The sequence below is a fragment of the Agathobaculum sp. Marseille-P7918 genome, assembly GCF_900625105.1.
Classification (GTDB): Bacteria; Bacillota; Clostridia; order Oscillospirales; family Butyricicoccaceae; genus Agathobaculum.
On the sequence record NZ_UYYD01000005.1, the window covers coordinates 46,437 to 60,192 of the forward strand.

Consider the following 13,756-nt stretch of genomic DNA (forward strand, 5'->3'; position numbering starts at 1 on the left):
GCGCTGGTTTCTTTGGGAACCAGCGCCCGTATATAGGGGGCTTTTGAAGCCCCCTATTCGGTACTCGTCCACGTCTCCAACGCAGCAAACGCGTTATACGGCGAGGGCGCGTAGTTGTCGATCAAGCCCTTGCGGATGATGATCTGCCCGCGCTCAAACGCGATCGGGATAATCGGCATCTGCTCGAGGAACAGGCTGTAAAAACCGGAAACATCCTCGCCGCTGCGCGCAGCCGCAATCGCAGCCGTCATCTGTTCGCTCGAATAGCCGCCGTAATTCAGGCTGCCGCCCGAGGAAAGCAGCGGGCGCAGGTCGAAGTCCGCGGTCAGCTGCGTCTCTCCATAGTATACGTCAAACGAGCCGGATTGCAGCATGGAAAGAAATGTATCGTACGGCTCTTTGTCCACCGTCACCTTTACGCCTTCTAGCGCATTCCACGACGCGGCGATCTGCTCGGCCGCCGCCACCTTGAACGCGTTGTCCGAGTTGACCAGCAGCCGGATGGACACGGTCTCGCCGCCGGTGCCGAGCGCCGCCGTGCTCAGATCGTCCTCCGCGTCGTCCGACAGGCCGTCCTCTTCCTCCGTCGTGTCGGCGTCCTCACCGTCGGTGTCAACGTTGTCCCCGTTGTCCTCGTCGGAGACCGTCTCGTCTGTATCCTCGTCCGATACGGCCGTATCGTCAGACGCATCCGTATCCGATCCGCCGGTCAGGCCCTCGCTCAGCAGCTGGGCGGCTCTCGTCGCATCCGCCGACATGTTGAGCGACAGATTGCCGTCCGTGGGCTGCGGGTTGACCGGCAGCACCGCCGGGTCGGCAAAGGTTTGCAGCTGGGTATCGCACAGGCTCTGGCGGCCCAGCGCGGCGGAAAGCGCCTGGCGCACCTTGGCGTTTGCCAGCTGGCTGTTGGCATAGTTGATGCCCAGATAGTGCAGCGACGCGCTGGACGTCTGCACGGTGTCCACCGAGCCGCCGACCGACGGCGGGTTGGGCGCGATGCGCGCCGCGCGCATGAGCGACACGTCGCCCGTCTGGAAGCTGGACATGGCCGCGTCCGCGCGCGTCATCGCCACGAGCGTGATCTTGCGGATCGAGCCGAGGAAGCCGCCGTGCCAGTTCTCGTTGGCCTCCAGCGTCCACTGGCGTTCATTCTCGACCGGCTGGAACGGGCCGGTGCCGTCAACAAAGCCGTTGTCGTTCTCCGAACCCTCCCGATAGACCGGGATATCCAGCAGGCGCGGGAAGTTGATGTTGGGGGACGTGAGCGTGATGCGCACCTCGCGGTCGCTGATCGCCTCGATCGAAGAGACCTCGGTCAGCCGGTTGTGGTAGGGCGAGGTTTCGTTGTACTGCGCCGCCTGCAGGCTCGCGACCACGTCGCGCGCGGTCAGCTGCTGACCCGACCAGAAGGTCACGTCGTCCCGCAGGGTGAAGGTAAAGGTCGTGCCGTCGCCCGTATAGGAGTCGCACAGCACGTTTTCCGCCGTGAAATTCGAGGTGACTTCAAACAGGCCCTCGTACAGTGCTTCGCACAGCACGCGATTGATGCTGGTGTTGTCCAGCACCGGGTTGAGCGTGCCGTTCTGGTACCAGGCAAGGCCGAAATACGCGTCCGACACCTTGACGTTGTCCACCGGCGCGTCCTCGCCGTCCCCGCCGAACGGGCCGCAGCCGCCCAGCAGGCACAGCGCCGCGAGCACCCCGGCACACACGCGTTTTTTCCATTTCATAAAACCGACTTCCTTTCGGTTACAGGCAAATCACACCGCCCTGCACGCCGCGCAGGCCGTGGGTCGCGCGGTGCGACCAGAATTCGTCGGCGTGGCACATGGTGCAGATGCCGCTGTCGATCACGTTTTCCGGTGCAAGGCCCGCGTCCTGCAGCAGTTTGACGCCGATGCCCTGCAAGTCCACATGGAACTTGGGGCCTTTCTCCATAATATAAGGTTGCACCAGCGCGCCGAGCTGCCGCTCCATCGCCTCGGGCACATCCGCGTCGGTCTCAAAGCACTCCTGCCGGATGGACGGCCCGAGCACCGCGATCAGGCTGTCGCGTTTGGTGCCCAGCTTTTGCTCCATCACCGCCACGGTCTTGGGCAGGATGCCCGCGGCCATGCCGCGCCAGCCCGAATGGCACACGCCCGCAGTGTGGGTCGCAGGGTCATACAGGAGCGTGACCACGCAGTCCGCGTAAAAGCCGATCAGCGGCGTGTCCGGCAGAGCGGTCACGATCGCGTCCGACTGCCACGCCATCGGCTGGTGCAGGCCCATGCCTGCCTGCTCTTCCTCCACCACCGAGACCCCGGTCTCGTGGATCTGCTTTGTCAGCGTCCAGCGCGCGTCGGGGACGCCCAGCGCCTCGGCCAGGCGACGGTAATTTTCGCGGACGTTCTCCTCGGTATCCCCGCGGTTAAAGCCCAGATTGAGGCTTTCGCAGTGGCCCGTGCTCACGCCGCCGAATTTGGTGGTGAAAGCATGGCGCACCGGCAGGCGGCGGCAGGTATAATAAACAAACGGGCCGCGCTGGATGCGGCACATGGACTGGTGCATAAGCGTTCCTCCCGATATATTCGTTTTATTATAGCAAATGAGCGCCCGTTTCACAAGGGCGCGCCCGGCCTGTTCTCAAAATACGCCAAAATCTGTACGGTATGGCATGGGTTTTTCTTGACAGTTTGACCAACAGGCTTTACAATAAATTGTAGTATAATACCTGCTGTAATATAGCCTGCGCGGACCCGCGCAGGGCTTTTTTCAAAGGCATTATAACCCGGCGTTCCCGCAGAACGCCATTTGCTACGCAGGGCCGCGCCTGTTTGTCCGCGATCACCGGCCTGCTGCGCTGTTTTTTGTCATTATTTTCCGCATGTTTTGCCAGATAGAACGCCTTTTTGCGTGTTTGCGGCAAATCTGCGTCCCATTTTGCCGAAAGATGCCGCGCAAGCCGTTTTTTGCCCAAACCGGTGCTGCCTCAAATTCACAAAACAGGAGGACACACCAAAAACATGACCGACATCATCATACCGATCATAGCCGGTATCGTGTGTCTCGTTGTGGGCGTCGTCATCGGTTTCCTCTACCGCAAAAGCGTTGCGGAAAAGGAGATCGGTTCCGCCGAAACCGAAGCGACACGCATCATCAACGAAGCCATCAAAGCCGGTGAAACCAAGAAACGCGAATCCATTCTCGAAGCCAAGGACGAAATCCACAAGCAGCGCACCGAAGCCGACCGTGAGCTCAAGGAGCGCCGCAACGAGACCCAGCAGCTCGAGCGCCGCCTGATCCAACGCGAAGAAGCGCTCGACAAAAAGAGCGACACGCTCGACCGCAAGAACGAAGAGCTGACCCGTCAGCTCGAAGCGACCCAGAAGGAAAAGGAAGAGCTGGCCCGCGTCAAGGCCGAGCAGCTCGAGAAGCTCGAGCAGATCGCCAGCATGACCCGCGACGAAGCGCGCGAAATGCTGGTCCGCTCGATCGAATCCGAGGCCACGCATGACGCCGCCGTCAAGCTGCGCGAGATCCAGCAGAAGCTCAAGGACGAAAGCGAGCAGACCGCGCGCGAGATCATCTCGACCGCGATCCAGCGCTGCGCCGCCGACCATGTTTCCGAAGCGACCGTATCGGTCGTGCCGCTGCCCAACGATGAGATGAAGGGCCGCATCATCGGCCGCGAGGGCCGCAACATCCGCACGCTCGAAACGCTGACCGGCGTCGATCTGATCATCGACGACACGCCTGAAGCGATCACGCTTTCCTCGTTCGATCCGGTGCGCCGCGAGATCGCGCGCCTGGCGCTCGAAAAGCTGATCGTGGACGGCCGCATCCATCCCGCCCGCATCGAAGAGATGGTCGAAAAGTCCCGCCGCGAGGTCGAGCAGATCATCAAGAGCGAGGGCGAGCGCGCCACCTTCGAGACCGGCATCCACGGCATCCATCCCGAACTGGTCAAGATCCTCGGCCGTCTGCGTTACCGCACCAGCTACGGCCAGAACGTACTCCAGCACTCGATCGAGGTTGCGCACATCGCCGGCATGATGGCCAGCGAGCTGGGCCTCGACCCGCTGCCCGCGCGCCGCGCCGGCCTGCTGCATGATATCGGCAAGGCGATCGACCACGAGGTCGAAGGCAGCCATGTCCAGATCGGCGTAGACCTTGCCAAGAAGTACAAGGAAGCGCAGCCGATCATCCACGCGATCGAAGCCCACCACGGCGACGTGGAAGCCAAGACCACGGTGGCCTGCCTCGTGCAGGCAGCGGACGCGATCTCGGCCGCACGGCCGGGCGCACGCCGCGAGAATCTGGAAAACTATATCAAGCGTCTGGAAAAGCTCGAGAGTATCGCCAACGAGACGCCCGGCGTTGCCAGCTCGTATGCGATCCAGGCCGGCCGCGAGATCCGCATCATCGTAAACCCCGACAAGATCTCGGACGATGCGATGGTCTTGCTGGCCCGCGATGTGGCCAAGAAGATCGAGGACGAACTCGATTACCCCGGACAGATCAAGGTCAACATGGTTCGCGAGACCCGCGCGATCGACTACGCAAAATAAAATACTCGACCAAACCGTACAGGTTTGGTCGAAGGGGACGCACCGCGGCAAAGCTGCGGATGCGTCCGAAGCGAGAAAAAGTTCCGACAAGCGAAACTTTTTCTCTCCCTTGTATCAAAGCGCCCGGCAAAGCCGGGCGTTTGATGAAAAAAGGCCGCATTTGCGGCCTTTTTTCTGTTTTATGGCGTCTTGCGGCGCGGGTACTATTCGGTTTTGTCCTGCGGCGGGTCGTTTTGGATCTGCTTTTGCGCTTTGGTTTTGCGGTATATACGCACGCGCCAGAACACGACGCCCGCAATACCCAACAGCACCAGCACCGGCCAGAGCGTGACTACAATCAGGATCAGCCCGCGCACCGCCGTCGTCAGTCCGCCAAGTCCGCTCTGCGCCGCGTGCGCGACCTGCGCGCCGAAGCCCGATCCTTCGGAAACTGCGGTCAGCGTCTGCACCTCGCTGAGCGTGACGTTGAAGGTCGAGAAGCCGACCAGATCGTCGTAATGCCGCTTTTCGCCCGTCAGGCTGTCGATCTCGTATTCGCAGTCGGCCAGCGCATTCTCAAGCGAGATAATGTCCTCCATCTTGGCCGCCTGATCAAGCAGCGCGAGCAGACGCTCGTGCTTGGTCTGCAAGGTGGCAAGCCGCGTCTCGATATCGGTGTACTGCTCGGTCACGTCCTCGCTCCAGCGGTTGGAGGACACCACATGGCAGGTCTCCCCGAGCTGGGTGAAGAAGGTCTCGAATTTCTCCTGCGGCACGCGCAGCGTGTAGTTTGCCGTGCGGCTGCCCTTTTCGCCGTAGCTGCCGCTCGACTGGATGTACCCGCCCGCCTTGGCGGCCATCTGCTCGATCGCCGCGCAGGACGCCTCATAGTCCTGCGTTTCCAGCGACAGGTCGGCGGAAAGGATCAGTTTGGCGTTCTGCCGCACCGCGGAAAAGTCCGCCGTGCTTTCCGTGGTCCCGCTGTCCATCGCGACCGCGTCCCCGGTCGATGCGGCAGCGCCGTTTTCCGCTCCCGCGGCATCGCTCGATGCGCCGCCCGCGCCCCCACACGCGGCAAGGGACAGCAGCAAAAGCAGCGCCAACAGCATACATAAGCCTCGTCTTTTCATCACAGGACACCCCTTTCCGGTTTTGGTTATCCTGTTAGACGGGTTTATTTTCCATCCGTTCCCACTTGTTTCCGCTTTGTAAACAGTTCTTTTGCGCCGATCACCAACAGAAATACCCCGAACGCGCGCCGCAGCAGACCGGTGTCCAGATGCGCGGCCAGCAGCGAAGCCGCAATCGCGGCCGGCACCCCCGCGGCAATGCACCAAAGGGCGGCACGCCGCTCGATCAGGCCGTTTTTGTAATGCGCCCAGAGCGCCGCGGGCGCGCAGGCGAGAAAGTACAGCAGGTTGATGCCCGCGGCCGTGTACTGCGCCACGCCGGCAAACAGCGTCAGATACAGCATCAGCAGCGAACCGCCGCCAACCCCGCAGCCGGACAGGATGCCGGTCGCAAGACCGACCGCCGCCGCCCACACCGCGCTCACAGCAGCAGCACGGCGCGCACACCGCCGTACACGAGCAGCAGGCCGAACGCGCGCTGCAGCCAGGCCATGTCGATCCGGCGGAACACGCGGCCCGCCACCCAGCCGCCCGCCGCGCCGCCCAGCAGATACGGCCACGCCGCGGCAAGGTCCAGCCCGCCCTGCATCCAGTAAACCGCAGCGGACAGCGCGCTGAGCGGAAAAATGACCGCGACCGAGGTCGCAAACGCGCGCCGCTCCTCCACGCGGCACCAATACACGAGCAGCGGCACGAGGAACAGCCCGCCGCCCGCGCCAAAAAAGCCGTTGGCCGCGCCCGCGAGCGCGCCGGTCACGGCGTATTTCCCGTTTTGCTTCATAAAAACAGCCCTCCGGACGCAGTTTGCGTCGAAGGGCCAAGTTTTATTCGATCAAATCGTACAGATTCGATCGAGCAGGCCGCACCGCGGCAATGCCGCGGATGCGTCCAAATCTGCGCAAAGTTCCGACACGCGAAACTTTGCTCCGCACTGGTATCAAAAGCCCGGCAAAGCTGGGCTTTGGATGAAAAGAACCGCCTTTTTAGGCGGCTCTTTTCTGTTTGATGCGCGCCTCACGGCGCGGTAAATTCACATGTTTATTTCTTTAATGTGCCGGTTGCCAGGGCGGACAGGTACGCGTTGATGAACCCGTCGATGTCGCCGTCCATGACCGCGCCGATGTTGGCGTTTTCAAAGCCGGTGCGCGTGTCCTTGGCCAGCGTATAGGGCATAAAGACGTAGGAGCGAATCTGGCTGCCCCATTCGATCTTCTTCTGATCGCCCTTGATGTCCGAAATCTTCTCCAGATGCTCGCGCTCCTTGATCTCGACCAGCTTGGAACGCAGCATGCGCAAGCAGTTGTCCTTGTTCTGGAACTGGCTGCGCTCGGTCTGGCAGGAAACCACGATGCCGGTCGCCTTATGGATCAGTCGCACCGCGGACGAGGTCTTGTTGATGTGCTGGCCGCCCGCGCCGGAGGAACGGTACACCTGCATTTCGTAATCCTCGGGCTTGATCTCGAAGTCCGCCGAGTCATCCGGGATATCCGGGATGACCTCAACCGCGGAGAACGAGGTGTGACGGCGGCCGGAGGCGTCAAACGGGGAAATGCGCACCAGACGGTGCACGCCCGACTCGCCCTTGAGGAAGCCGTACGCGTTTTCGCCCTCGATGAGGATATCCGCGGATTTCAGGCCCGCTTCTTCGCCGTCCTGATAGTCCATGATCTTGTAGGTGAAGCCATGACGCTCGGCCCAGCGGGTGTACATGCGGTACAGCATCTCGCACCAGTCCTGCGCCTCGGTGCCGCCAGCGCCCGCGTGGAAGGACACCAGCGCGTTGTTCTTGTCATATTCGCCGGTCAGCAGCGTGGACAGCTTCTGCTCGGCAACGCCGTCCTCCAGCTCCTTGTAGCCGTGCTCCAGCTCCTCGAGCATGGACTCGTCGTTTTCCTCGATCGCCATCTCACAGATGGTCAGCAGATCGTCGCACAGGCCGTGCAGATGGTTATACGCCTCGATCTTTCCCTTGAGCGAACCCATGCGGGAGACGATCTTCTGGCTTTCCTCCGGGTTGTCCCAGAAGCCGGGCTGGGAGGACTTGATCTCGAGTTCCTCCACCTCGCGCTTTGCCCGCTCGAGTCCGAGCGACTCGTACAGCGCCTCGAGCTCGGGCTTCAAATTGTTCAGTTTGACCTTGTATTCTTCAAACTCAAGCATGAAAATGCTCCTTCACGTATTTTTCAGTAGTATATAGTATACCGTTTTACGCCGAACTTGTAAAGATTTTTCTAAGTTTGGCTTGACTAACCCTTGTCTGTTCGCTATATTTTTATGTACAACGAAAGGGAGTAGCTCACGCCTGCGGGCGTGGTCGGCATCGTCAATCACGGCCGCTGGGACCTGCGGCCCGTGCCTACCGGAAGCAGCGAGACTTTTATTGCAGAAAGCGCAATAAAAGTCTCTTTTTTTGCGCGCAGATGTGCTATCGTTTACGTTATAGGGGGTTTTCTTCATGCTATCATTCATCATGCTGGTGTTCGGCTTCGTCCTTCTGGTCTGGGGCGCGGACAAATTTGTCGCGGGTGCGTCCGCGCTGGCGCGGCGGCTGGGCGTATCGCCCCTGCTCGTCGGCCTGACCATCGTCGCCTTCGGCACCTCGGCGCCCGAGCTGGCCGTCAGCCTGACCGCCGCCTTGCAGGGCGCAAACGAGATCGCGGTCGGCAACGTCCTCGGCTCGAACATCTTTAATCTGCTGGTCGTCGCGGGCCTGTCCGCGGTGGTCTGCCCGCTCGTGATGGACCGCACGCTGCTGCGGCGCGACTGGCCGCTTTCGGTCGGCGCAGCCATCCTGCTGCTGATTTTCATCGCGCCCGACCTTACCATTTCGCGCATCGAGGGCATCATCCTGCTGGTAGTGTTCGCGCTGGTGCTCGGCATTCAGATCCGTGCGGCGCTCAAAAACCGCAGTGCAGCGGATGAGGAAGAGGACGAGGTCAAGATGCCGCCCGTGATGATCGGCGTCAACATCGTGCTCGGCCTCGCGTGCATCATCATTGGCGGCCAGCTGGCCGTCAACGGCGCGACCGGCATCGCGCGCATGTTCGGCCTGTCCGAAACGCTGATCGGTCTGACCATCGTCGCCATCGGCACCAGCCTGCCCGAGCTGGTCACCTCGCTCGTTGCCGCCCGCAAGGGACAGAACGAGATTGCGATGGGCAACGTCATCGGCTCGAACATCTTTAACCTGCTGCTCATTCTCGGCGTATCCGCCACCATCACGCCCATCCCGGTGCAGGCCACCTCGATCATCGACGCGCTCGTGCTCATCGGCATCAGCATCGTGTTCTATCTCCCGGCTCGCCGCGGCAAGCTCGGCCGCGCGCCCGGTGCGATCATGGCGCTGACCTATGTGGTCTATACCGCTTATTTGATTATGAGATAATCCGAAAAAAAGACGCCTGCGGGCGTCTTTTTTGTTTGGTCCGCGTTCGTTTACAAAAAATTTGTTTGTTTCCCGTGCATTGTGTGCTATAATAGGTTCTGTATGAACGAATGGGGCTTTTTCGCCCCTTTTTGAAAGGCTGAATCAAGAATGGCTAACCTTCTCACCAAAATTTTTGGAACCCATTCCTCGCATGAACTGAAAAAGATCTATCCCATCGCGGACAAGGTTGACGCGCTCGAAGAGCAGTACAAAAAGCTGACCGACGCCGAGCTGCGTGCCAAGACCGATGAGTTCAAGGCCCGTTATCAGAACGGCGAAACGCTGGACGATCTGCTGCCCGAGGCATTTGCCACCTGCCGCGAGGCCGCGTGGCGCGTGCTGGGCATGCGGCATTACCGCGTGCAGGTCATCGGCGGCATCGTGCTGCATCAGGGCCGCATCGCGGAGATGAAGACCGGCGAAGGCAAAACGCTGGTCGCCACCCTGCCCGCGTACCTCAACGCGCTGACCGGCAAGGGCGTGCACATCGTCACGGTCAACGACTATCTGGCCAAGCGCGACAGCGAATGGATGGGCAAGGTCTACCGCTTCCTCGGGCTGACTGTCGGTCTGGTCATCCATGCCGTCGAGCCCAGCCAGCGCAAGGCGATGTACGAAGCGGATATCACCTACGGCACGAACAACGAGTTCGGCTTTGACTACCTGCGCGACAACATGGCGATCTATAAGAAGGCCATGGTGCAGCGCGGCCACGCGTTCGCCATCGTCGACGAGGTGGACTCCATCCTGATCGATGAGGCGCGTACCCCGCTGATCATCTCGGGTCAGGGCGAAAAGTCCTCCCAGCTCTATGAAATGGCCGACCGCTTCGCCGCGGGCCTCAAGTGTCTGCGCGTCAAGGAAGTGGACGCCAAGGAGGAGCAGGACGACATCGATGCGGACTACATTGTGGACGAAAAGGCCCGCACCGCAACCCTCACCCCGCACGGTCAGGCGCATGCGGAGCAGTATTTCCATGTGGAAAACCTGTCCGACCCGGCCAACACCACGCTCCAGCACCACATCAACCAGGCGATCAAGGCGCGCGGCGTCATGCAGCGCGACGTGGACTACGTCGTGCGCGACGGTCAGGTCATCATCGTTGACGAGTTCACCGGCCGTCTGATGTTCGGCCGCCGCTATAACGAGGGCCTGCATCAGGCCATCGAGGCCAAGGAAGGCGTCAAGGTTGAGCACGAGAGCAAGACCCTCGCGACCATCACTTTCCAGAACTACTTCCGCCTGTACGGCAAGCTGTCCGGCATGACCGGTACTGCGCTGACCGAGGAGGAAGAGTTCCGCCACACCTACAAGCTGGACGTTATCGAAATCCCGACCAACAAGCCGATCGCCCGTAAGGACAACCCGGACGCGGTCTACAAGAACGAGCGCGGCAAGATCAATGCGACCATCGCGCGCATCGAAGCCTGCCACGCCAAGGGCCAGCCGATTCTGGTCGGCACGGTGTCGATCGAAAAGTCCGAAGAGCTGTCCGCCATCCTCAAGCGCAAGGGCATCAAGCACACCGTCCTGAACGCCAAGTACCACGAAAAGGAAGCCGACATCGTCGCACAGGCGGGCAAGTCGGGCGCGGTCACGATCGCGACCAACATGGCCGGCCGTGGTACGGATATCATGCTCGGCGGCAACGCGGAGACCATGGCGCTTGACGAGCTGAAGAAGGGCGACTACACGCCCGAACTGCTCTACGAGGCCAACGGCCACGCCGAGACCGACGACCCGGAAGTGCTCGCCATCCGCGAGAAGTTCCAGGAGCTGTACCAGAAGTATAAGAAGGAAACCGACGCGGACGCCGAAAAGGTGCGCGCGGCGGGCGGCCTGTATATTCTGGGCACCGAGCGGCACGAATCCCGCCGTATCGACAACCAGCTGCGCGGCCGTGCCGGCCGTCAGGGCGACCCCGGCGAGTCCAGTTTCTATATCTCGCTCGAGGACGATCTGATGCGCCTGTTCGGTTCGGAACGCATCCAGAACATGATGGATTCGCTCGGCATCGACGAAAACGAGCCGATCGACCAGAAGATTCTGTCCGGCGCGATCGAAAACGCGCAGAAGAAGATCGAATCCCGCAACTTTGCCGTCCGTAAGCACGTCCTCGAGTACGACGATGTGCTCAACACCCAGCGCCAGACCATCTACAGCCAGCGCTTGCAGGTGCTCGAGGGCAAGGACGTCAAGGACAACATCATGTCCATGATCGACGACACGATCGCCCGCGCGGTACACGCCGCGATTGGCGAAAATCACCTGATCAGCCCCGAAATGGTCGAACAGGCCCGCCGTCCGTTCATCGGCGTGTTCCTGCGTCCCGAGGACTGCACCTTCACGCCCGAAGAGTGCGACGACCTGACTGCTGAGCAGCTGACCAATGTGCTGAGCGATCAGGCGCACAAGGTTTACGATGCCAAGGAGCAGATGCTCGGCGCGCCGATCATGCGTGAACTCGAGCGCGTGGTGCTGCTCAAGAACGTCGATACCAAGTGGATGGACCACATCGACGCGATGACCGAGCTGCGCAACGGCATCGGCCTGCGCGCATACGGCCAGCATGACCCGGTGGTCGAGTACAAGCGCGAAGGCTTCGACATGTTCGACGCGATGATCGACGCCATCCGCGAGGACACCGTGCGCATGATCTTCCTTGCGCAGGTGCGCACCCGCGAGGAGCCCAAGCGCGAGCAGGTCGCCAAGGAGACCGCGGCGGCCGGCGCGGACGACGGTTCGGTCAAGGCCGAACCTAAGCGCGTGGGCAAAAAGATCGGCCCGAACGATCCGTGCCCGTGCGGCAGCGGCAAAAAGTACAAAAAATGCTGCTATCTCAAGGCGGATAACCCGTACAAATAAAAAGCAAAGAGGGAAACCCGCGCGGGTTTCCCTCTTTTCCCCTTGTCTGTCATTTTTGCCGGCGTTTGAAATCCAGATAGCCCTGCAAAATCAGGCTCGCCGCGACCGCGTCCACGGTCTGGCGATGCTTTTTCGCCTTTTTGCCCGTCTGATGCAGGATGTCGTGCGCCGCAACCGTCGTGCGCCGCTCGTCCCACAGCGTGACGTTCAGGCCCGTGCGCTCTCTCAGCGTTTCGGCCAGCGCTTCGCACTTGTATGCGCGCTCGCCCGCGGTGCCGTCCATGTTCTTCGGCCAGCCCAGCACGATCTCCTCGATCTTGTTTTCCGCGATGAAGGCGGTCAGCTTATCGAGCAGCTTGTCGTAATTCCATTCGTGGATGACGCTCGGCGAACCGGCCAGAAACCCCGACGCATCGGAAATCGACAGCCCCGTGCGCGCATCCCCGTAATCAATACCCAAAATACGCATGTGAATACTCCTATATCTTGTGGATTAAGCTAAGTATATCACAAAAACGCAAAAAAACCAGCACCTTTTTCCGAAAAACCCTTGACCGCCGGTTTCCCGCATGCTATACTTTAAGAACCTATGCAGGTTCTTTTTTTGCGCCCATTTTTCGCGTGTCTCGGAATTTGGGCCCGGAACACTGGCAAAGGGAGGCAAAAGATCCCGCGCCGTGCCACAGGGGCATGGGAAGGGACGAATATTAAAAGGAGGTGCCGTTATTTATGCGCGTGAAGATTACGCTGGCCTGCACCGAGTGCAAGCAAAGAAACTATGACACGATGAAGAACAAGAAGAACAACCCGGACCGTATGGAAATGAACAAGTACTGCCGTTTCTGCCGGAAGCACACGCTGCACCGCGAAACGAAGTAAGAGAAAGGAAGTAGCTTCATGGCTGAAGAAACCAAGGCGAAAAAGCCCGGTCTCTTTGCGCGTATCGGCAAGTGGTTCCGCGAGCTGAAGAGCGAGTGCCGCAAGATTGTGTGGCCCACCCGCCAGCAGACGGTGAACAACACGCTGGTTGTGATTGCCTGCGTCATCCTGATCGGTATTTTCATCTGGGTCCTCGATATCGTATTCGGTCTCGGCGTCCAGACGCTGCTCAAAGCTTTCGCCGCCTAAAAGGAGGCATTTATGTCAGACGCTGCAAAATGGTATGTGGTGCACACATACTCCGGCTACGAAAACAAAGTGGCCTCTTCGATCGAAAAAGCGGTCGAAAACCGCAAGCTGCATGACCTGATCCAAGCCGTCAACATCCCGACCGAAACGGTCACGGAAGTCAAGGACGGCAAAAGCCGCGAGGTCGAGCGCAAGCTCTTCCCCGGCTATGTGCTTGTCAAAATGGTTATGACCGATGAAACCTGGTATCTGGTTCGCAACACCCGCGGCTGCACCGGTTTTGTTGGACAAGACAAGTCCGGCGGCTCCAAACCCATCCCGCTGACCGATGACGAGATCGCCGCGATGGGCGTGGAGAAGCGCGAGATCGAGGTTAATTACGCACCTGGCGACAGCGTGCGCGTCATCGACGGTGCACTGGCCGGCTTTATCGGCGTGGTGTCGTCGGTGGAAGCGGATAAGAACAAGGTAAACGTCACGGTTTCCATGTTCGGCCGCGAAACCCCCGTTGAGCTGGAACTCGACCAGGTCGAGACGCTCGACGAGTAATTTGCAGAAGCCGAGCTTCTGCATATAGGGGGTATCCGATACCCCCCTATATACGAAAACAAGTTCCGAAGAAACTTGTTTTCGATACCCCCGGTTTCGCCGCACGGGCGGCGGGTCGGGGTCAAAAT

The 13,756-nt window shown here is 60.4% G+C and carries 14 protein-coding genes; 6 read left to right on the forward strand and 8 right to left on the reverse strand.

Going from position 1 to position 13,756, the window contains the following annotated elements:
- Window positions 1–53: 53 nt before the first annotated feature.
- The 3 genes from EJL02_RS08650 to EJL02_RS08660 all read right to left on the reverse strand — a co-directional run bounded on the left by EJL02_RS08650 (window position 54) and on the right by EJL02_RS08660 (window position 2,959).
- Complete coding sequence (locus EJL02_RS08650; RefSeq protein ID WP_125116014.1) at window positions 54–1,730, reverse strand: ABC transporter substrate-binding protein; 1,677 nt, start codon at window positions 1,728–1,730, stop codon at window positions 54–56.
- A 19-nt stretch (window positions 1,731–1,749) separates the two neighbouring features.
- Window positions 1,750–2,550 (reverse strand): peptidoglycan editing factor PgeF, encoded by an 801-nt coding sequence (pgeF, locus tag EJL02_RS08655; protein ID WP_125116015.1) that lies wholly within the window; start codon window positions 2,548–2,550, stop codon window positions 1,750–1,752.
- Between the two features lie 139 nt (window positions 2,551–2,689).
- On the reverse strand, window positions 2,690–2,959 hold the full coding sequence (locus tag EJL02_RS08660) for a hypothetical protein (protein ID WP_125116016.1): 270 nt from the start codon (window positions 2,957–2,959) through the stop codon (window positions 2,690–2,692).
- A 46-nt stretch (window positions 2,960–3,005) separates the two neighbouring features.
- Between EJL02_RS08660 and rny the strand changes: the two genes are divergently transcribed.
- Complete coding sequence (gene rny, locus EJL02_RS08665) at window positions 3,006–4,550, forward strand: ribonuclease Y (RefSeq protein WP_125116017.1); 1,545 nt, start codon at window positions 3,006–3,008, stop codon at window positions 4,548–4,550.
- 203 nt (window positions 4,551–4,753) lie between these two features.
- Here rny and EJL02_RS08670 read toward each other — a convergent pair whose 3' ends face one another.
- The 4 genes from EJL02_RS08670 to prfB all read right to left on the reverse strand — a co-directional run bounded on the left by EJL02_RS08670 (window position 4,754) and on the right by prfB (window position 7,819).
- The gene (locus EJL02_RS08670) at window positions 4,754–5,659 is read right to left on the reverse strand and encodes a DUF4349 domain-containing protein (RefSeq protein WP_125116018.1); all 906 of its coding nucleotides are present in this window, start codon (window positions 5,657–5,659) and stop codon (window positions 4,754–4,756) included.
- A gap of 44 nt (window positions 5,660–5,703) precedes the next feature.
- Window positions 5,704–6,084, reverse strand: coding sequence for a TSUP family transporter (locus EJL02_RS08675; RefSeq protein WP_125116019.1), 381 nt, complete (start codon window positions 6,082–6,084; stop codon window positions 5,704–5,706).
- Window positions 6,081–6,440 (reverse strand): sulfite exporter TauE/SafE family protein, encoded by a 360-nt coding sequence (locus EJL02_RS08680; RefSeq protein ID WP_125116020.1) that lies wholly within the window; start codon window positions 6,438–6,440, stop codon window positions 6,081–6,083. Before EJL02_RS08680 ends, EJL02_RS08675 begins: the two co-directional genes overlap by 4 nt.
- 257 nt (window positions 6,441–6,697) lie before the next feature.
- Window positions 6,698–7,819 (reverse strand): peptide chain release factor 2, encoded by a 1,122-nt coding sequence (prfB, locus tag EJL02_RS08685; protein WP_125116021.1) that lies wholly within the window; start codon window positions 7,817–7,819, stop codon window positions 6,698–6,700.
- A 295-nt stretch (window positions 7,820–8,114) separates the two neighbouring features.
- Between prfB and EJL02_RS08690 the strand changes: the two genes are divergently transcribed.
- Together EJL02_RS08690 and secA are read left to right on the forward strand one after the other, a co-directional pair.
- Window positions 8,115–9,044 (forward strand): calcium/sodium antiporter, encoded by a 930-nt coding sequence (locus EJL02_RS08690; RefSeq protein WP_125116022.1) that lies wholly within the window; start codon window positions 8,115–8,117, stop codon window positions 9,042–9,044.
- A gap of 150 nt (window positions 9,045–9,194) precedes the next feature.
- Window positions 9,195–11,951 carry a preprotein translocase subunit SecA gene (gene secA, locus EJL02_RS08695; RefSeq protein WP_125116023.1) on the forward strand — a complete coding sequence of 919 codons (2,757 nt, stop codon included), beginning with the start codon at window positions 9,195–9,197 and terminating at the stop codon, window positions 11,949–11,951.
- Window positions 11,952–12,000: 49 nt separating this feature from the next.
- Here secA and ruvX read toward each other — a convergent pair whose 3' ends face one another.
- Entirely contained in the window at window positions 12,001–12,420 is a 420-nt protein-coding gene (ruvX, locus tag EJL02_RS08700; protein WP_125116024.1) for a Holliday junction resolvase RuvX, read from the reverse strand.
- A 260-nt stretch (window positions 12,421–12,680) separates the two neighbouring features.
- Here ruvX and rpmG point away from each other — a divergent pair, with 260 nt between their 5' ends.
- From rpmG to nusG, 3 genes are read left to right on the forward strand one after another with little or no spacing between them, the layout of a single operon-like run.
- The gene (gene rpmG, locus EJL02_RS08705; protein ID WP_125116025.1) at window positions 12,681–12,830 is read left to right on the forward strand and encodes a 50S ribosomal protein L33; all 150 of its coding nucleotides are present in this window, start codon (window positions 12,681–12,683) and stop codon (window positions 12,828–12,830) included.
- Between the two features lie 18 nt (window positions 12,831–12,848).
- Window positions 12,849–13,079 carry a preprotein translocase subunit SecE gene (gene secE, locus EJL02_RS08710; RefSeq protein ID WP_125116026.1) on the forward strand — a complete coding sequence of 77 codons (231 nt, stop codon included), beginning with the start codon at window positions 12,849–12,851 and terminating at the stop codon, window positions 13,077–13,079.
- Window positions 13,080–13,091: 12 nt separating this feature from the next.
- Window positions 13,092–13,628, forward strand: coding sequence for a transcription termination/antitermination protein NusG (nusG, locus tag EJL02_RS08715; protein WP_125116027.1), 537 nt, complete (start codon window positions 13,092–13,094; stop codon window positions 13,626–13,628).
- Window positions 13,629–13,756 lie beyond the last annotated feature (128 nt).

Coding starts and splice junctions, on each gene's coding strand:
- pgeF (WP_125116015.1), bottom strand. CDS start 2,550: ATGCACCAGTCCATGTGCCGCATCCAGCGCGGCCCGTTTGTTTATTAT.
- rny (WP_125116017.1), top strand. CDS start 3,006: ATGACCGACATCATCATACCGATCATAGCCGGTATCGTGTGTCTCGTT.
- ruvX (WP_125116024.1), bottom strand. CDS start 12,420: ATGCGTATTTTGGGTATTGATTACGGGGATGCGCGCACGGGGCTGTCG.
- prfB (WP_125116021.1), bottom strand. CDS start 7,819: ATGCTTGAGTTTGAAGAATACAAGGTCAAACTGAACAATTTGAAGCCC.
- secE (WP_125116026.1), top strand. CDS start 12,849: ATGGCTGAAGAAACCAAGGCGAAAAAGCCCGGTCTCTTTGCGCGTATC.
- EJL02_RS08650 (WP_125116014.1), bottom strand. CDS start 1,730: ATGAAATGGAAAAAACGCGTGTGTGCCGGGGTGCTCGCGGCGCTGTGC.
- nusG (WP_125116027.1), top strand. CDS start 13,092: ATGTCAGACGCTGCAAAATGGTATGTGGTGCACACATACTCCGGCTAC.
- EJL02_RS08680 (WP_125116020.1), bottom strand. CDS start 6,440: ATGAAGCAAAACGGGAAATACGCCGTGACCGGCGCGCTCGCGGGCGCG.
- EJL02_RS08670 (WP_125116018.1), bottom strand. CDS start 5,659: ATGAAAAGACGAGGCTTATGTATGCTGTTGGCGCTGCTTTTGCTGCTG.
- secA (WP_125116023.1), top strand. CDS start 9,195: ATGGCTAACCTTCTCACCAAAATTTTTGGAACCCATTCCTCGCATGAA.
- EJL02_RS08690 (WP_125116022.1), top strand. CDS start 8,115: ATGCTATCATTCATCATGCTGGTGTTCGGCTTCGTCCTTCTGGTCTGG.
- rpmG (WP_125116025.1), top strand. CDS start 12,681: ATGCGCGTGAAGATTACGCTGGCCTGCACCGAGTGCAAGCAAAGAAAC.